The 19,282-nt window shown below is 39.7% G+C and carries 19 protein-coding genes; 14 read left to right on the forward strand and 5 right to left on the reverse strand.

The window, feature by feature from the left end; genetic code table 11:
* Window positions 1-12: 12 nt before the first annotated feature.
* From isdG to RCP16_RS00490, 4 genes are read right to left on the reverse strand one after another with little or no spacing between them, the layout of a single operon-like run.
* Window positions 13-348: a heme oxygenase gene (gene isdG, locus RCP16_RS00475; RefSeq protein WP_069325621.1), complete on the reverse strand. Its 336-nt coding sequence runs from the start codon at window positions 346-348 to the stop codon at window positions 13-15.
* 2 nt (window positions 349-350) lie between these two features.
* The gene (locus tag RCP16_RS00480; protein ID WP_308641419.1) at window positions 351-1,175 is read right to left on the reverse strand and encodes an ABC transporter ATP-binding protein; all 825 of its coding nucleotides are present in this window, start codon (window positions 1,173-1,175) and stop codon (window positions 351-353) included.
* A complete protein-coding gene (locus RCP16_RS00485) occupies window positions 1,172-2,176 on the reverse strand; it encodes a FecCD family ABC transporter permease (protein WP_137225311.1) in 1,005 nt (334 codons plus the stop codon). Before RCP16_RS00485 ends, RCP16_RS00480 begins: the two co-directional genes overlap by 4 nt.
* A 1-nt stretch (window position 2,177) precedes the next feature.
* On the reverse strand, window positions 2,178-3,143 hold the full coding sequence (locus tag RCP16_RS00490) for an ABC transporter substrate-binding protein (RefSeq protein ID WP_308641420.1): 966 nt from the start codon (window positions 3,141-3,143) through the stop codon (window positions 2,178-2,180).
* A 394-nt stretch (window positions 3,144-3,537) separates the two neighbouring features.
* Here RCP16_RS00490 and isdC point away from each other — a divergent pair, with 394 nt between their 5' ends.
* From isdC to RCP16_RS00545, 11 genes are all read left to right on the forward strand, one after another.
* Entirely contained in the window at window positions 3,538-4,017 is a 480-nt protein-coding gene (gene isdC, locus RCP16_RS00495; RefSeq protein WP_308641421.1) for a heme uptake protein IsdC, read from the forward strand.
* 28 nt (window positions 4,018-4,045) lie between these two features.
* Complete coding sequence (locus RCP16_RS00500) at window positions 4,046-4,528, forward strand: NEAT domain-containing protein (protein ID WP_069325616.1); 483 nt, start codon at window positions 4,046-4,048, stop codon at window positions 4,526-4,528.
* Between the two features lie 123 nt (window positions 4,529-4,651).
* The gene (locus tag RCP16_RS00505) at window positions 4,652-5,143 is read left to right on the forward strand and encodes an NEAT domain-containing protein (RefSeq protein ID WP_069325615.1); all 492 of its coding nucleotides are present in this window, start codon (window positions 4,652-4,654) and stop codon (window positions 5,141-5,143) included.
* Between the two features lie 102 nt (window positions 5,144-5,245).
* Window positions 5,246-9,214, forward strand: a complete 3,969-nt coding sequence (locus RCP16_RS00510) for an NEAT domain-containing protein (RefSeq protein WP_308641422.1) — start codon at window positions 5,246-5,248, stop codon at window positions 9,212-9,214.
* Between the two features lie 121 nt (window positions 9,215-9,335).
* Window positions 9,336-10,202: a heme ABC transporter substrate-binding protein IsdE gene (gene isdE / locus RCP16_RS00515; RefSeq protein WP_371748219.1), complete on the forward strand. Its 867-nt coding sequence runs from the start codon at window positions 9,336-9,338 to the stop codon at window positions 10,200-10,202.
* A gap of 24 nt (window positions 10,203-10,226) precedes the next feature.
* Window positions 10,227-11,285 (forward strand): FecCD family ABC transporter permease, encoded by a 1,059-nt coding sequence (locus RCP16_RS00520; RefSeq protein WP_308641424.1) that lies wholly within the window; start codon window positions 10,227-10,229, stop codon window positions 11,283-11,285.
* Window positions 11,275-12,051: an ABC transporter ATP-binding protein gene (locus tag RCP16_RS00525; protein WP_308641425.1), complete on the forward strand. Its 777-nt coding sequence runs from the start codon at window positions 11,275-11,277 to the stop codon at window positions 12,049-12,051. Before RCP16_RS00520 ends, RCP16_RS00525 begins: the two co-directional genes overlap by 11 nt.
* Before the next feature lie 127 nt (window positions 12,052-12,178).
* The gene (locus RCP16_RS00530; protein WP_308641426.1) at window positions 12,179-13,183 is read left to right on the forward strand and encodes an MBL fold metallo-hydrolase; all 1,005 of its coding nucleotides are present in this window, start codon (window positions 12,179-12,181) and stop codon (window positions 13,181-13,183) included.
* A 304-nt stretch (window positions 13,184-13,487) separates the two neighbouring features.
* Complete coding sequence (locus tag RCP16_RS00535) at window positions 13,488-15,113, forward strand: ABC-F family ATP-binding cassette domain-containing protein (RefSeq protein ID WP_069325612.1); 1,626 nt, start codon at window positions 13,488-13,490, stop codon at window positions 15,111-15,113.
* A 336-nt stretch (window positions 15,114-15,449) separates the two neighbouring features.
* Window positions 15,450-16,325 carry a cation diffusion facilitator family transporter gene (locus RCP16_RS00540; RefSeq protein ID WP_069325611.1) on the forward strand — a complete coding sequence of 292 codons (876 nt, stop codon included), beginning with the start codon at window positions 15,450-15,452 and terminating at the stop codon, window positions 16,323-16,325.
* 50 nt (window positions 16,326-16,375) lie between these two features.
* Window positions 16,376-16,972: a hypothetical protein gene (locus RCP16_RS00545; RefSeq protein WP_308641427.1), complete on the forward strand. Its 597-nt coding sequence runs from the start codon at window positions 16,376-16,378 to the stop codon at window positions 16,970-16,972.
* A gap of 129 nt (window positions 16,973-17,101) precedes the next feature.
* Here the strand turns inward: RCP16_RS00545 and RCP16_RS00550 are convergent, their stop codons facing one another.
* The gene (locus RCP16_RS00550) at window positions 17,102-17,266 is read right to left on the reverse strand and encodes a DUF1328 domain-containing protein (RefSeq protein ID WP_083243274.1); all 165 of its coding nucleotides are present in this window, start codon (window positions 17,264-17,266) and stop codon (window positions 17,102-17,104) included.
* Between the two features lie 334 nt (window positions 17,267-17,600).
* On the opposite strand from RCP16_RS00550, the gene RCP16_RS00555 reads away from it, so the two are divergent.
* The 3 genes from RCP16_RS00555 to RCP16_RS00565 all read left to right on the forward strand — a co-directional run bounded on the left by RCP16_RS00555 (window position 17,601) and on the right by RCP16_RS00565 (window position 19,212).
* The gene (locus RCP16_RS00555; protein ID WP_069325609.1) at window positions 17,601-18,110 is read left to right on the forward strand and encodes a DUF948 domain-containing protein; all 510 of its coding nucleotides are present in this window, start codon (window positions 17,601-17,603) and stop codon (window positions 18,108-18,110) included.
* An 88-nt stretch (window positions 18,111-18,198) separates the two neighbouring features.
* Entirely contained in the window at window positions 18,199-18,777 is a 579-nt protein-coding gene (locus RCP16_RS00560; protein WP_308641428.1) for a hypothetical protein, read from the forward strand.
* A gap of 78 nt (window positions 18,778-18,855) precedes the next feature.
* Complete coding sequence (locus tag RCP16_RS00565; protein ID WP_241669431.1) at window positions 18,856-19,212, forward strand: YflT domain-containing protein; 357 nt, start codon at window positions 18,856-18,858, stop codon at window positions 19,210-19,212.
* Window positions 19,213-19,282: the final 70 nt, after the last annotated feature.

Here is a 19,282-nt window from a genome sequence, read left to right on the forward strand (position 1 = left end):
GATCATTTGAATTTAGACGACAGCTTGATCATTTTCAACTTGAATCGGATTACGTACTATCTTTACGTCATAAAAAGAGATTTTATTTTCGATCATATAATCTGGCGTAGAGCCATGAGCATGGGATTCACGGAAAGCTTCACTTTTAGTCCACCCTTGAAAAGCTTCTTTGGACTCCCAACGTGTACTGATTGTGACTTCTTCGAATTCTTTGCTACTCTGATTGACCAATACTTCAAGCCCTAGAAACCCATCCATATATTCCACTTTACCCACTTTATCAAAACGTTCTACCAACAAGTGCGCACTACCTTTAGTTAATTTAGAAGTGTTCGTTACGATAATCATATTTAATGACCTCCTGATTGATGATGGGGGATTACAGGTAAAATAACCGGATAACCACCCTCAAATTTAATTTGTGCTTGCATATGATAAATGTCTTGGATGAATTGAGCGGTGAGAATATGCTTTGGAATACCCGACGTAGCGACTTTGCCTTGCTTGAGTGCAATCATATAATCACAATAAGCGACTGCTTGTTGCAGATCATGCAGTACCATCACGATGGTTAGACCGGATTCTACATTGATCCGTCTTAACATATCCATCACTTCAAATTGATGAGCAATATCGAGAAACGTAGTCGGTTCGTCCAGTAACAAAATTTCAGTCTGTTGAGCCAGTGCCATCGCTATTCGTGTACGCTGTTGTTCACCTCCTGATAAAGTATGGAACATGCGATCTTGATAATGTTCAATCCCTGTCCAGTGCATCACCTGATCGATCATGTCTGTATCTGCTGAATCATAAGATCTTTGCCAGCTTCGCTTATAAGGCATTCGGCCGTAAGCAATCAGTTCACGAACAGTCAATTGCGGAAGCATTTCTTTCATTTGCGGTAACATCGTAATCGTTGTCGATAATTCTCGCAGAGAATATGTATTCATTGGACGATTAAGTAGTTGAATCTGTCCGCGATCAGGTTTAAGCAGTCTGGTGAGCAATCGCAATAAAGTCGATTTACCAGAACCATTGGGACCTACAATTGCTGTTAATTGACCTTTAGGTAACGAGATATCAATCTGATCTAATCGAAAATGACCATTTTCAAGACTAAGTTGTTTGCCTTCAATGGCTGCTGTAATAGTCGAAGGATGAATCGCCTCTATCATGATAGACCGAACCTCCCTTTGCGTTTCAAAAGGAATAAAAAGAAGGGTGCTCCGATAACAGCGAGTAAAATGCCAACGGGTAATTCAATAGAGCCGAACCATGAACGTGCTACAGTATCTGCAAATACAACCAGTGTGCCACCGCCGATCATCGAGAAGGGAAGAAGGAAACGATAATCTTCACCAATCATCAGCCGAATCATATGAGGAACTACCAGTCCGACGAATCCGACCAATCCTGCTACACTTACCGCAGCTCCAGCTAGAAATGCAGATAACAAAATAATAAGCAAACGATTCATTTCGACACGTTGCCCTAACAATTGAGCCGAATCATCACCAAGCAATAGTATATTGGCAGGCTTGATAGCGAATAACGATAAGATCAACCCGACTACAGCATAAGGAGCCACAAATTCGAGGTGATACCAGCTTCGCCCATTCAGTCCACCGGATAACCACGGAAGAACAGCTTGTACCCGATCACTATAGATCACCATGATACCGTTGGTTAATGCACCAAGCAGAGCATTGACGGCTACCCCTGCTAGAATAATTTTCACCGGAGAAGCTCCGCGATCCCAAGCCAGTAAATAGATCAGTACCGCAGTGACAAAAGCGCCTAAGAAAGCCGTTATCGGAAGTAGATAGCTTAATTGGGGTAACATGACCATCGTGATCATCGCTGTGATTCCACCACCGGCAGAGACACCAATAATACCTGGATCAGCTAAAGGATTTTTCATAACACCTTGTAACAGTGCTCCAGCAGTAGCCAGGCAAGCTCCGACTAACCAACCAATGATGACACGTGGTACACGTAGATCCATTAAGATGGTGCGATAAGCCGATGGTTCATGCCCCCATAAGATAGGCATTACTTCACGCAGTGGAATAGAGATCGATCCATATAAGACACCGTACAGACAAGCGATCAGCGATAAGATAGGCAAAAGGATAGCGACAAGCCATCGCCTGCGATTACGTTGCTGTTTGTTCATCTTATGGAGATACCGGATACAAAGCTTGATGAATCAAATCCAGTGCTTCTGTTACTTTGGTGCCAGGATTTGTCCCGAATAGATGAGAGGGAAGCACTTCAACCTGATTGTTCTGTACGGCTTTGATACTGCTCCATGCTGGATTGTTTTGCATTTCTTTCAAAAAGCCTGCTTTAACTTCATCTGTATTCCCATGCGTCATAATCATAATGTAGTCAGGATTACTTTGAACGACCTGTTCGGTATTCAACTGTGCATATTGCGGGAAATTTTGTAGACCGGGTAGATCGGCTGCAATATTGCTCCCACCTGCCACTTCAAGAATATTTCCACTTAATGAATTGGGTAGAGCCGCCATATAGGTTCCAGGTGCTCCATAGACCAGCAATACTTTAGGCTTAATAGTAGAATCAGACTGACTTAATGTTTGGATATGATCTTGTATCTGTTGATTGAGCTGTTTGGCTTTTGCTTCTTGTTGTAATAGTTGTCCAAACAATGTAATTTGGGACTGAATGTCTTGAATCGAGTTGGCACCTGTTAAGATAAGCTTAGAACCGATTCCTTCGATGGCAGGAATATCTTTTTCATTCATTGGATGATTTCCAAGCACTACATCAGGTTGTAAAAAAGTAATCTTTTCCAGATCGACTTCATGAGTGGAACCAATTTGTTCGACTTCTTCAGCAGTAGGAACAACCGCAGGGCCATTGGAATTGGGTCGACCGACCACTTGACCACCTAACGCATAGATAATATCCATATCCCCATTACTAAGTGCAATAATACGTTGTGGTGACTGAGCAAATGGAATCTGTCGTTGAGCAAAGTCAGTTATAGTAAATTGAGTCGTCTGTGTAGTAGCGGCAATAGCAGAAGGAGTAGCGACATTTGTTGATGCAGATGAACTACACCCGGTTACTGCCAGTAGAAGAACAGCAGATGACCAGAGTAAAGATGATTTCATGAGTATCCTCCTAATTACCATTCGCACTGCAAATGATAATCATTTTCAATTAAACTTTAACTAAATGATAATGAATATCAATTAACTTGTCAACGTAAAATATAATTTTTTTCCACATTTTTGAAATGAAATACAGACTTGATTTGATCGCATATATAGGAAAAGCTTTTTGAGAATAGATACTTAAAATTCATATATCACACATTTTATGATGATATTAACGTATTGACAAGCACTGGAAGGTTGCTCTAATATCGGAGTTGTATCCACTTTGTTTTGCGATTCTGTATCGTGAAAGGAGAGAGACGACAGCTCATAGCGAGCTTCTTTTTTAATTCTCAATTGAGAATGATAATCAATTAAATTTAAAATAATTAGGAGGAATGCTGTCCATATGTATAAACGATATTCCGTACTTGTACTTTCAATCTTGATGGTGAGTCTGTTTATGATAGGGATGAAGCCTGTATCAATCACACAAGCAGCTTCTTCTTCAGGACTGGCGAATGGTACATATACCCTCAAGTATGATGTGTTAAAGGCGGAGAATAACTCGGTGTCGATGGCAAATGATTACTTTGAAAAACCTGCCAAGTTATATGTTAAAAATGGGAAAATGACGATGCAAGTGCAGCTCAATCATAGTGAGTGGACAACGCAATTCAAAGTGAAATACAAAGGTAAAATAATGGATACGAAAGTCATTCAAAGTAACAGTAAAAAAGATACACGGATTGTGCAATTTCCGATTGCAGATATCAAAAATCCGATTGTATCTAAAATTCATGTAACAGTGAGTTCGTACAACTATGATCATGACTATACGATTCGCTTAGCTTTAGATCAAAAAAGTCTGAAAGCGATCAAAAAATAAAATTAAACCTATAGGAGAGTGTTGAAGAATGAACGCAGTTATGAACCGTATGGAAAAAATGGATTTTAAAAAGGTATTTATGATGATCATCTTGGTGGCTTTAGTATTCGCAGTATTGGCTCCATTATCTGCTAAATCGGCACATGCAGCTCTAGCCAATGGCACGTACAGCGTAGATTACAAAGTATTAGCAGATGGTACAGAAAATACGTCTCGTCTGGATAGCTATGTAGTGAAGCCTGCTACAGTCACTGTTGTTAATGGTGTGAATACAGCGCGTTTGACCATCACAAGCAGTAACTTAATTACAGCTTTTAAAGTAGAACAAAATGGTCAATTGGTAGATGCTACTGTAGTAAGCACGAATACGTCTGCGAACACAAGAGTAGTGGAGTTCCCTGTAGCTGACTTGGACAGCAAAGTGAATGCTTATGCAGAAATCAAAATTCCTGTGATTAATTACACAGGTAAATATAACGTACAACTGCAATTTGACACAGACAGCATCTAATGCGTCACGCTATACTATTCTATTGGCATATAAGGTGCAGTAGATAAGCATAGATGAACATGAATAGTTCGAAATATGGATTTATTTTCACATCACATTATGGATAGAAAAGAGGATGGAACTATGAATATGATGATAAATACAGTCGAGAAGTTTTCTTTGAAAAAAGTAATCACGATGGTAATGATGGTGGCTCTAGTATTCGCAGTACTAGCTCCGTTATCTGCTAAATCGGCACATGCAGCGATTCCAGATGGTACGTATGGTATTGATTACACCGTATATGCGGATGGAACGAACAATGCTTCTTATATGGATAATGGTGAATACTCTGTCAAACCAGCGACTTTGATTGTCAAAAATGGCGTAGCTAAAGTCAAAGTCACATTGAAGCACAAAGACTGGATCAAATCGTTCAAAACACAGCAAAATGGTACGTATGTTGAAGCTACGACAACAACAAGTGGCGATACCAAAACATTTGAATTCCCGGTGAGCAATTTATCTACTAAATTGAACGCACAAATTCATGTCGTCGTTCCAGCATCTGTTGCAGGTGTTGCGTATGACCATACGTATACCGTTCAATACTTGTTTGATGAAGATAGCGTATAAGTATTCATTTTAACGAATCATGTATAGAAAAAAAGGATATTGCTTCTCTGGGACAATCTTGTTCCAGAGAAGTCTATTTTATTAACAGGGGGATCATATACATTGAAAAGGCAATTTAGAACTTATTTGATCGTATGTACTGTATTTTTGATGATGTTATCGTTGGTATCTCCGACGTTATCAGCTGTATTTGCAGAAGAGACAGATTCTTCATCATCAAGCAGTGCAACAGGATCAAGTGTAACTAGCGATACGTATTCTTCTTCAGACACAACGTCCACGACTACAACTCAGGCAACAACCCCTACAACAGAAACAGCAAAACCATTATTTACTGTACAATCTCATGATCCTTCAGTGACGTCTGCTACCTATGATACGTATGCAGATGGCGAATATACGATTGCATATCAAGTAATGCGTACGAATGCTTCTGGAAAAGTAGTAGCATCCAATGTATTCAAATCTTCAGAAAATGCGACCAATCCGGGTCAATTAACGATAGACAACGGCCATTATCATTTCTCCTTCGAGAGTAATAATGCTTATTTATTTACCCAATTCAAAGCCACTCAAAATGAGCAAACTCATGATGCTCAGATCACATTAGCATCTGGAAGTACAACGAAAGGTACAGTTGCATTTGACGTATACGATCTAACCAAAGAAATCAATATTAACTACACATTTAACGAAATGTCTAACAATGAACGTCTCACTCTGAATCCTTCCACTTTGAAAGTTATAGACAAGACACCGCCTGTGATCCCGGTTGAACCGGCTACAGGAACGGAGACTGCTATTGCATATACGGTATTAAAAGATGGAACAACTACAACATCGATGATGGATAGCTATTTGCAAAAACCAGCTAAACTAATCACAAATGGCTCCCAAAAATATGTTCAACTGACGTTGAAAAATAGCAATTGGATTCAAGCTTTACAGACGGATGTAGATAAAGACAGCAACTATACGGATGTTGATCTCATTTCTTCAGACACAGTAACGAATACAAGATTGATACAATTTGCAGCCAATTCATTATCCAAAACCAATCCTGTGATCAATGCCAAAGTGCATGTGGTGATTCCAGCGGGCACGATTCCGAATATGGGTGCTTATGATGAATGGCATACGGTTCAATTGAGCTTTGACCCAGCTTCGATTCCATTATCGTTAGCAGATGGGCAATACAGTCTGACTTTTGCGACACTAAAAGAAAAAACAGATGATGCGTCTTCTATGGCTAATTATTTTGGTAGTCCGGCTACATTAGTCTCCAAAAACGGTAAGTACGAAGTGATTTTGAATATTATCAAAGATAGTTCTGTGATCACATCACTCCAAACAGAGCAAAATGGAATATTCACCGAAACAAGTATAGTAAGTGCAGATACAACAGCGAATACAAGAGTAGTTACATTCCCTATCGCCAATCTAGAAAGTATAGTGAATGCTAAAGTGCATATCAAAACATCATATGCAGGTTCAGTATACGAATCGGATTATCCTATTCGATTCAAATGGGATACAACGAAGATTGCTCCAGTGATCACGCCTATACCGGATAGTTCAACGACACTGAATTATCAAGTATTTAAAGATAATAGTAGCGAAATATCGGTAATGGATGGATATGTGACAAAACCAGCTACATTGATTACCAAAGGTGAGAAAAAGTATATCCAGCTCACACTGAAAAATAGTGCTTGGATCAAATCGTTACAAGTCGATGGTAATGGTGGCAAGAATTATACCGATGTCACGGTCATTTCGACTGATTCAGCAGCGAACACAAGAGTCATTCAATTTGAAGCCAGTCATTTATCCAAAACGAATCCTGTGTTAAACGCCTATACTCATGTGGTGATCCCACCTGAAGTTGTACCTGATTATGATCATTACTATACGATTCAATTCAAATTTGATAGTACTCAATTGCCAGAACCGACAACACCAACAGTACCAACACCGGTGTTCATCGACAATGGAACCTACACGATCCCGATGTCTACATTAAAATCCACCACAGATGCTGTATCGACAATGGGTAGTTATTTTGATTCCAAAGTCACGTTGACCGCAGTCGATGGTAAATATCAGGCATCTCTCAATGTGATCAAAGATAGTTCGGTGATTACTGCGTTCAAAACAGAGCAAAATGGCACACTGACGGATACCGAGGTGATCAGCGAAGACACAACAGCAAATACAAGAGTTGTTACATTCCCTGTGACCGATCCGAGTCGTCCATTGAATGCTCAAGTGCATATCAAAACATCATATGCAGGTTCCGTATACGAAGCCGATTATCCGATTCGCCTCAAGTTCGATCTTGCTAATATGACGTTGGTTCCGACTACACCAGAAGAGCCAACTACACCAACAGTACCAACCAACCCGAATGAAATGGCAGACGGGAAATATAGTGCTGGTTTTACCGCTTATAAGTTTAAAGAAAAAACGTTATCCGTAATGGATGAATATACACTCAAACCAGCTACAGTGATCAAGCGTTCAGGCAAGCTGTATGTCCAGATTACTTTAAAAGAAAGCGATTGGATCAAAACATTTAAAGTAGGCGGTAGCGATGCACAAGTCATTTCGACCAGTGGCAATCAACGTGTTGTTCAATTTGCGGTTAAAGACTTGTCAGAGACAATCGTAGTCAATACCCATGTGGTGATTCCATTAGGTGAAGTTGCAGGTTTAGGGGTATACGATCATACGTACAATGTCGATTTCAAATTCGGTTCACTGGGGCCGTATGAAGAACCCAAAGCTTCGGCGACATCTACACCTTTGATCCCGCTTGATTACGATAAATTAAGCAACGGGAAGTACAATATGCCATTCCAGGTTCTTGTACCTAACTCATCTTCGGATGAGGTATCTCCTGTACAACGTTATATATCCAAAGATCAGCCAGCTCAATTCGTGGTTGAAGGAGATCAACGTTATGCGGTCGTAACTCTTCAAGATGCCAAAGAAGTCAAAGCATTACGTGTTAGCAACAACGGCATCTATACCGATGCAGAAGTGACAGCAACAGATGAACAAGCGAATACCAAAACGGTGCGTTTTAGTGTAGCAGATTTCAAAAAGAATATTGCTGCACAGTTAGTGACAAACAGTGGAGTTAGTATAGCAAGTACTCCTACTGATAGTAACAATGAGACAGTCTATGATTTTGAATTTAAATTTGATACGGCTAAGGTCACCAAAGATACAACCGAGACGACAACCACAGTAGAAAAAGGAACCAATACTATCGAAGATGGTGAGTATACCGCTCAATATCGTATTTTACAAAATGGTAGTGAACAAGATTCTATCCTTGCTGATTATGTAGATCAGACGGCACATCTGACTGCAAAAAATGGCAAAGTCTACGCTACAATTACAATCGAAAATAGTCAGGCTGTACCTACATTCCAGACTGATTTTGAAGGAAAATATACCGATCCAACGATTGTAGCCAATACAACAACAAGTAACGCACGTACCGTTACATTTGAAGTGCCTAATCTGGATCAAAAATTAAGTATCTTCAGTCAAGTGTCTATGCCGGATCGTTATTTGAACGATGAGAAAATGGGCGGGCAAATCCTCTTTGATCGCAATACGCTCAAAGAAAACGGAATGGAGCCCACAGTAACCGCACCTGTTCAAGAAACACAACCAGCAGAACCAACAGAACAAAAATACAAAATAGCTTATAAAGTATACAAAGATCAAAGCAACGAATTATCCGTTATGAATGACTATGTGAACAAACAAGCGACTTTGATCCAAAAAGACGGTAAAACATTTGCTCAAATTACACTGGATAAAAGTAGCTGGATGCCTGTTCTACAAGTGAAGCAAAATGGCACTTTGCAAGATGTAGAAGTGATCTCAACATCGGGTGATCAGCGTGTGGTGCAATTTGAAGTGAATGATTTATCTCAAAAAATCAGTGCATACACCCATGTCATTGTACCGGGCTTAGTTATCGGTGGTGTGGCTTATGATCACTGGTATAGCGTTCAATTCCAATTTGATCTATCCAGTAAAAAAGAGCTGTAAATTCATAAAGATAAGCAATAAAGTCTGTGAGTCTTGGCGCAATTGTGCCAGGACTTGTAGGCATTTAAGGCAGTAACCATAGAAAGAGGGGAAATAAGTGAAACGTTTAGCTTGGTTATGGATGCTTGTTCTTGTATTAGCAGGATGTTCGACAGGCGCTCAAGCAGGGCCATCTACAGCTACCCACGATACGTCTATGAATACCGCTTCGTCTGCACGAATTGTAGCAACAACTGTAGCTATTACTGAGATTACTGCTGCACTGGATCTTCCATTAGTCGGCAAACCAACCAGTACCAAGACATTACCTCCACAATATAAAGATATTCCTGATGTGGGTAACCCGATGAGCCCTGATATGGAGAAAGTATTATCGTTACAACCTACAGATGTATTGTCGGTCACAACGCTACAATATGATCTGGAACCCAAATTCAAAGATTTGAATATGAATGCTGAATTTTTGAATTTTGAAAGTCTGGAAAAAATGGAAAATGAAATTTTGAAAATGGGAACACAATTTGATCGCACAACCAAAGCAAAAGCAGTCACAGATACATTAAAGACCAAAGTAGCTGAAGTGAAAAAGACCGTAGCAGACAAACCTTCTCCTAAAGTATTGATTTTGCTAGGTGTACCGGGAAGTTATCTTGTGGCTACTGAACATTCGTATATCGGTGATCTTGTGAAGATTGCAGGTGGAACCAATGTAGTCCAAGGAGAAAGTGTTGAATACTTAGCGTCCAATACAGAATATTTGCAAAAGTCGAATCCAGATATTATTTTGCGAGCGGCTCATGGGATGCCTGAAGAAGTGGTAAAAATGTTCGATGAAGATTTCAAGACGAATGATATTTGGAAACATTTTAATGCGGTTAAAACAGGACAAGTCTATGATCTGCCAGAACCTTTGTTTGGAACTACAGCCAGCCTGTCTGCTCCTCAAGCATTAGATGAATTACTGCAAATGATGTATCCCTCTTCCTAATCTATGACAAGAAGGATGTTATAAATGATAGCTAAACCATCTACAGAATATTCAAATCCATCTTCTTCTAAAAGTGAGCAGACTGCGTATACTCATCAGAATCGTAAGCGACTATGGAGCTTTATAGTTGTCTGTGCGCTACTGATCGGAGTTGTGCTGTATTCAGCGATGACGGGCAGTCTCAAAGTAGGGATATGGCAACTAATACAAGGATTATGGACAGGCACTGATAATCAGGTCAATGTTGTACGAGACTTACGATTGCCTCGTATTATTGTAGCCATGATGGCAGGCGCAGCACTAGCCGTAGCTGGTGTATTATTGCAAGCAGTGATGAAGAATCCATTAGCCGATTCAGGAGTGATTGGCATATCTTCTGGAGCCGCATTCGTGTCACTTATTGCAGTGACTCTATTTCCAACCTTATATTTTTGGATGCCTTTATTTTCGTTTTTTGGTGGGGCTTTGGCTTGTTTCATGGTATACGGGTTTTCATGGAAATCGGGACTGCATCCGATTCGATTGATTTTAATCGGTGTTGCGGTGAACGCTATTTTTTCAGGGCTGGGGCAATCGTTTAATTATCGAGGAAGTTATGCAGTCACCAGTATTAACCAAGTCACCACTTCAACATTAGCTATGAAAAAGTGGGTCGATGTAGAGATCATTTTAATATATGGCGGAATAGGATTAATTCTTGCGATATTAGTGTATTCATGGTGTAACTTTCTAGCCTTACAAGAAAAAACAGCCAAAAATCTAGGTCTCCATGTTACCCGTGCTCGATTGTTGATCTCTGTGATTGCGGTTATTTTGGCGGCTACAGCTACTGCAATCGCAGGAGTGATTGTATTTATCGGATTATTGATCCCTCATATTGCACGCCAACTTGTTGGATCGGATCATAAGTGGTTAATTCCTTTTTCCGCAGTCGCAGGAGCTTTATTATTGTTGCTTGCTGATACGCTTGGAAGAACGGTACTGGCTCCTAATGAAATTCCAGCTTCGATTATTATGGCGGTTATTGGTGGACCTTTTCTTATTTTCCTTATTACAAGGAGTGACCGTATCTATGGACGTTAACGATATTACTTTTTCATATGATCGTCGTATTGATCGTCTTCATCAAGTCAATGCACAGATTCAGCCAGGGAAAATTACAACAATTATCGGTCCCAATGGATGCGGCAAGTCCACCTTACTGCATGTGATGTCTAATAATGCGGTACCTCGTCTTGGACAGGTGATATTAGATGGCAAAATCATTGCTCAATATAAACCGAAAGAATTAGCACGCAAATTAGCGGTTGTGCATCAGCAAAATGAGGCACCTGCGGATCTGACGATTGAAAAGTTAGTTAGCTTTGGTCGATTACCGCACCGTACACTATTTAGTTCACTACAAGCAGAAGATGAGCAAGCGATAGAGTGGGCGTTAGATTGTACTAATTTACACGAAAAAAGATTCAGCACATTAGATCAATTGTCTGGTGGAGAACAGCAACGGGTCTGGATTGCTATGGCACTTGCGCAACGGACTCCGATTCTTTTTCTTGATGAACCGACGACGTATCTCGATATGTATTATCAGTTAGAGATTATGGAATTGATCGATCGCCTGAATAAAGAACATCAATTGACGATCGTGATGGTGCTTCATGATATTAATCAAGCGATTCGTTACAGTCATCGTCTGATTGCGATGAAAGCAGGTGCGATTATCGCCAGCGGAGTACCGGGCGATATGATTACTCACGATCTTATTCGGGATATCTATGGAGTAGAAGTGCTTGTACGGCATGATGCTGAAGCAGGATTACATCTCATTCCAATAGGTGTAGGTCTGTAAAAGAATCGTTCTCTGATGCGCTTATTTGGTCTATTCTATCTATTACTGAACAGACGTAGATTGATACGCTTTTTTGAAAATAGGGTAATAATGGGAGAAGAAAAGCGTTGAGGAGAGTGAGTAGCACATGCCGAAAATTCGTTATAACAATATGGATAATATAAGTACAGATAAGACGCTTAAGCAATTACGGCAATGGCGTGAAGAACGACGACTCAAAAATAAAGATCATTCTTATATCGTTCCTAATCAACCCCCTGAGATCGATTATTTACATAATAATCGTGAAGATGCTTCGATTACATGGGTAGGGCATTCAACCTTTTTTATCCAATATGAAGGATTGAATATCGTCACAGATCCGGTGTGGGCAAGCCGAATGGGTTTTCAAAAAAGGATAGGACAGCCGGGCATCCCGATTGTAGATGTGCCTCCTATTGATGTTATTCTACTGTCTCATGCTCATTACGATCATATGCATATCAGTTCGATTCGTCAGCTTTACCGTAGTTCGACGATTATTATTGTTCCCCAAGGACTCAAAGCCAAAATGAAACGTAAAGGATTTGCACGTTGTCATGAAATGCAGTGGTGGGAAACATTCAAAGTAGGCGATATCCATATTACTTTTGTTCCTACTCAACACTGGAGTCGGCGTACCTTATTAGATACCAACACATCACATTGGGGCGGTTATATTATCGAACCTGTTCATCATCCTGTCACGTTACAAGAGGTAGAACATCCAACAGATCATTCCACTGAAGAAAAAGTACCACCAACGATCTATTTTGCTGGAGATAGTGGTTATTTCCCGGGCTTCACTGAAATTGGTAAACGATACAAGATTCATATCACGTTGATGCCGATTGGAGCGTATGAACCGGAATGGTTTATGAGTTCGCAACATACCACTCCTGAAGAAGCGCTTCGCGCCTTTTGCGATGTGAATGCAGAGACGATGATTCCGATGCACTATGGTACATTCCGCCTTGCTGACGATACTGCCCGTGAAGCATTGGATCGCTTAGAAGCGGAACGCCAACGTCTTGAGATTGCTGAAGAGCGTATTCGTGTTCTGGCTCACGGTGAGACTTTAATCGTTCATGGGAATGCTGATACTACTAAATGATACATGGATCTATTTCAATACGCTAAATCTACACATTCAACCGTTTAACGTACCCAAAGTTAAACGGTTTTTTACTTTGCTAGATCACAACTTATCTTTACTTGATATTTCAAATCATATATCCAATCCCAAAATGTTGATCATATTTTTTTCCAGTTTCCTCAATACTGCTGTTCGATTAGATGGTGTTGTGTGGTATACTATTGCCATCGGCAATTTTATGAAAACAGCGATGCTTATTTTCATGAAGGTCAACATGTTCTACAACAAATACTTCACTAACGATAAGGATGGTAATGAATACATGATCAATACAACAGGTGTCACGCTTCGCTATGGTAAGCGCGCGCTTTTTGAAGATGTAAATATCAAGTTCACGCCGGGTAACTGCTATGGTCTAATCGGTGCGAATGGTGCAGGTAAGTCTACATTTTTAAAAATTCTTTCTGGTGAGATTGAGCCTAACCAAGGCGAAATCCATATTACACCGGGCGAACGTTTAGCTATTCTAAAACAGAACCAATCTGAGTATGATGAATTTCCGGTGCTAGAGACTGTAATGATGGGTCACAAGCGTCTGTACGATATTATGAAAGAAAAAGATGCATTGTATGCCAAAGCTGATTTCACAGATGAAGATGGTATGCGTGCAGGCGAATTGGAAGCTGAATTCGCTGAAATGAACGGTTGGGAAGCAGAATCTGAAGCAGCAGAAATGCTAAACGGTCTGGATATCAACACTGAAATGCAATCCAAATTAATGAAAGAGCTTGGCGGTAACGAGAAAGTTCGCGTATTGCTGGCGCAAGCATTGTTCGGTCATCCGAATATTCTGTTACTGGATGAGCCTACCAACCATTTGGATATCGAATCGATTCACTGGTTAGAAAATTTCTTGGCCGATTATGATGGTACTGTTATCGTAGTCAGTCATGATCGTCACTTCTTGAATACTGTATGTACGCATATTGCCGATATCGACTTTGGTAAAATCCAAATGTATGTAGGTAACTATGACTTCTGGTACGAATCCAGTCAGCTTGCGCTACAATTGGGTCGTGAACAGAATAAGAAAAAAGAAGACAAAGTTAAAGAACTACAAGCCTTTATCTTACGCTTTAGTGCGAACAAATCGAAGTCCAAACAAGCGACTTCTCGTAAAAAAATGCTTGATAAAATCACTTTGGATGATATTCGTCCATCGAACCGTAAATATCCATTTATCAACTTCAAAGGTGAACGTGAAGCAGGTAAACAGTTATTGTTAGTTGACGGTTTGACGAAATCAATTGATGGTGAAAAAATCATCGACAACTTGACTTTCACTGTAAACAAAGGCGATAAAATTGCTTTGGTAGGTCCAAACGGATTGCCAAAAACAACATTATTCCAATTGTTAATGGGTGAAATCGAGCCAGATGCTGGTACATTCCAATGGGGAATTACAACGTCTCAAGCGTATTTCCCGAATGATAACTCATCTTACTTTGATGGCGTAGAAGATTCACTTGTAGACTGGTTGCGTCAGTATTCTAAAGATCCAGACGAATCTTTCCTACGTGGATTCTTAGGACGTATGTTATTCTCAGGCGACGAAGCGCTTAAAAAAGCAAACGTCTTGTCTGGAGGAGAAAAAGTACGTTGTATGCTATCTCGTATGATGTTGATGGGCGGTAACGTTCTACTATTAGACGAGCCTACCAATCACTTGGACTTGGAATCTATTACAGCATTGAACAATGGTTTGACTGATTTCGATGGTACGATTATGCTTACTTCTCATGACCATCAGTTTATCCAAACGATTGCAAATCGTATTATTGAGATCACACCAACAGGTCTGATTGATCGTATGATGAGCTATGATGAATATTTGGAAAATAAAGAAGTTAAAGAAATGCGCGAACGTATGTATCCAGTACAAGTGTAAATATAAGATTAGAGTGAAACAGCGGCTCTTTACGGAGAGCCGTTTTTTATTTGTGCCCAGAGCAGAATGATTTCGCAAAGGTAGATAAAGATGCGAAATGATTCGGCTTATTTTTCCTGTGGGCAAAAATGTTGGACAATCATTACAAGATTTCGTCAGTCATACAACATTTGCTTGGTCTCACAACGTTTGATCTAACCTACAACGTTTCTCTAGACCCACTATACATTCATTTGATAAGATGAACGGACGCTCAATGTGGCTAGCTAGGTAAAATTTGTGATCAGTGTAATCTCAGCATTTTCAAATGCTTACTTTTATAGCAGGGGGAACAAAATGGTTGATGTATATCAGAATATTAAAGCAGGGGAACGCGGGGCATGGGTTAGCATTATCAGTTATCTCATCTTATCCTCTTTCAAATTGACCATTGGCTATCTTTTTCTATCCAGCGCACTCAAAGCAGATGGTCTTAACAATTTAACTGATATTGTAGCTTCATTAGCTGTACTGATCGGGCTGAAGATTTCGAGAAAACCGCCTGATTCTGATCATGCGTATGGACATTTTCGTGCAGAGACAGTAGCCGCGCTGATCGCTTCATTTATTATGGCGATGGTTGGAGTGCAGGTGTTAGTAGATGGAGTACAATCTTTATTTGCAGGTCGAGAAGAATCCCCTGCATTATGGACAGCAGGAGTCGCTGTACTATGTGCTGTAGTGATGTATTTTGTGTATCGTTATAATATCAAGCTTTCCCGGCAGACAGGCAGTCAAGCGCTCAAAGCGGCGGCTAAAGACAATCTATCCGATGCTCTGGTTAGTATAGGAGCAGCAGTAGGAATTATTGGGTCTCAATTTGGGATGCCGTGGTTAGATATTGTGGCTGCTCTGGCAGTAGGATTGATTATTTGCAAAACAGCATGGGAAATTCTAAGTGAATCGATGCACCGTTTAACAGATGGCTTTGATGAAAAAGAATTGCCCGGTTTACGTCAAACGATTGAATCAATCGACGGGGTAGAACATATCAAAGATATCAAAGCTCGTGTAAATGGAAGTCAGACGTTGCTTGATGTCGTTATTGAGGTACAACCGGACTTAACCATTATTGAAAGTCATGATATTACCGATGAAATTGAAGCCAAAATGGAACAGGTTCATAATATTCGCTATGTTCATGTTCATGTGGAACCCAAAAATATAAAATAAATACATCCTACCAGAATTACACCATTATATTGGATAAAGGGGCAGCTTATATGTCCATTACACGTTCTAAAGCGGTTCGTATCCGTTTGTGGATCATTTGCATATTAAGTGGAATTATAGCATTACTAATCATTGGAGCAGGAACGTTATACTGGATTGCGGCACCTGAGCGTCCATTGAATTTGGAGTATACGGATGTAGATACCACAGCCAAAATCATCAGTATGGTCGAAACGAAAAAGCTAGAAACCACTATTTCACAAGATGAATTCAATCAATTGGCAAAGCAAGAATTGCTAGATCGCCAACATGAATTTCCTTTGGGACTCAAACTGACCGGTGCACAATTTACATTGCATAACCAGAACGTCACTGCTGATCTAAGAGGGACATATTGGGGAATTCCTTTTGGAGCCTTGCTAGACTTTCATATTAAACGTGAAGAAAATCGCTTAGTTCTAGATCATCAAGCCACTCATGTTCGACATGGAGATTTTAGTGGAGCTTGGATCGAACCGATTACCATATCATTGACCAAATACTTCCCAGCTATCGTCAATGTGAATCAAATGGAATTTGCACAAGATCATATTCAAGTATCATTCAAGTTAAACTTGCTGAGTCTGCCCAAGTTATTACTGCGATAATCGCTACGGGCACTTACATATAAGGTATACAGAATATAGTTTGGATAAAAGATAAAAAAACGCTTATCTCTCTAGGAGATAAGCGTTTTTTGGTACATCATCGTATTCAGTTAAGCCTCTACAATGATGTTAGAAGCTTCGTTTTCTGCCTGTGAACAAGCTGATCACGAACAATACCAAGAAGATAAAGAACAACACTTTAGCAATAGAAGCAGCAGCTTCAACAATTCCGAAGAATCCGAAAATACCTGCTACTAATGCGATGATAAGTAAGATAACGGACCATTTCAACATAAGTAATCACCATTCCTTTTCAAATATTAAGTATAATAAAATAACGATTTAAATAAATCGTAAGACGACGTCCATTGAGTATATATGTATGTTTACTCTGAGATGACTCAATGTTGTGATGTCGTTGGTAGTTGTATCTTAACCGACAAACTTTAGCTTGAAACAATTTACATTGTTTAAGCAATCGTATCTTGATGCTCATAACGCTCTCATGTTTCGGTGGTAAAACTGAGGGGTAGTTATTGAGTAACATCTTGAAATGTTGACAGATACTATTTTTACCAGAACACCTTGTAACACCAAATCATATTGAGAAGAAAAGAGAGGGAATGCCATGATTATTGAAATTAGTGTAGCCGTTATCGCATTAGCATTTGTAGCACTCGTTATTTTCCTTATTAAAGTGCTTCAATCTGCTGCAAAATCGTTAGACAATGTATCTTCTACTTTGGTAGACGTACAAAAAACAATTGAGGAATTAACGTATGAAGTGAAACAAACGATTCGTAACGTTAATGATATTACAGTCGATGTAGAGCACAAGTTAAAACAAGTTGATCCGTTAATGGAAACTGTTAAAAACTTGGGTGAAATCTTAAACGATGTAACTTTATCTTCAAAAGACTTGTCTTTACGAGTGATCGAGAAAGTTAAACATATTGGTGAAAGTAAACCGAAGCCGGTTGCTTCTAATCCAACAGGTGTCAACAATAAAGCGACTGCTTCTACACCGCAACAACGTACATTGCAGTCATACTCAGCTACATATAGCCACGCAAATGCTACCAACTGGATGAAATGGGTAGATACAGCGGCTACTGTATGGCAAAGATACCGTAAATAAACCACATTCAGACACGTTGACAGATAATAATTAAGGTATAACCACTAAACATGTATCAAGAGTTTATACCGTAAGAAAGGGTGAGACGATGATTACTCTCATGATGCTACTTGCTGGAATATTGTCCCCTTACTCCGGTTCTGCTCAAGTATCCGATGCTACTCCAGTACAGGAAGTTACAACTGTACAATCTGCTGATTACGAAGCAACACCAGTATTTCATACTGAAGTAGCAACACCTAAGTTAACAGCTTCGACTGCGGTGTATTCAACGACTGACTCTGTTTATGACGAACAATATAGCCGGTTGAATGGAATTTCTTTGGCAGATACTAGAGAAGATGTGCTGCGGATCAAAGGAAAACCATACCATATTGTTGAAAATGAGTTAGGCGATCAAGAATATCAATATCAAGATGTAAATATTGGTTTTCAAGATCAGTGGATCACTTATATCAGTGTGCCAGCCAAAGTCGGCACAATCACACTGGATGGTCAGAAGATAACGCTAGGTAGAGACGAAATCAGAAAAGCACTGGGCAAGCCTGACTTTTCAGCGGAAGATGGAGAAGGTTATACCAATGGATTATCTGCTCTTAAAGTGTTCACGGATTCGCAAACAGGCGCTCTTCGTAGCGTAGATATATTTGATGCAACTTCGGAATAAGTACTTGTTTGTATGTTTCATTTGATGTTCAGTAAGGTTAATACTATTCAATCATAAGTATACTGAGGAGAGTGGCGAATGATGAGTTCTACAAATTCAACAAATTCCAAAGCTTATGCCAAAGTAGTTGAAAATGGTGTACAGGCTGTAGAAGAAGCTAAAAACTTACAAAAAACAGGATATAGCTTTGAAGAAATTTACGTACTGGCCCATAAAAAAGATATTACTGAAAAAATTGCTGAAACAGCTAATGCCAAAGAAGTGGGTGTGAAAGAAGAAGGAATGTTCGATTCTGTAGCTAACTTTTTCCGTTCACGTGGAGACGAATTGCGCTCCAAAATCACATCGATGGGATTTACGAAAGAAGAGGCTGATTTCTATGAGAGCGAACTTGATTTGGGCAAAGTGCTTGTTATTGCCAATCGTAAATCATAAAGAAATGGTATCAAAATATAAATAAGTAACGATCAACCTTCAATTTTACTTTTCAAAGTAGAGTTGAAGG

Origin of the sequence: Paenibacillus nuruki (assembly GCF_963311185.1) — a bacterium.
Taxonomy (GTDB): domain Bacteria; phylum Bacillota; class Bacilli; order Paenibacillales; family Paenibacillaceae; genus Saccharibacillus; species Saccharibacillus nuruki.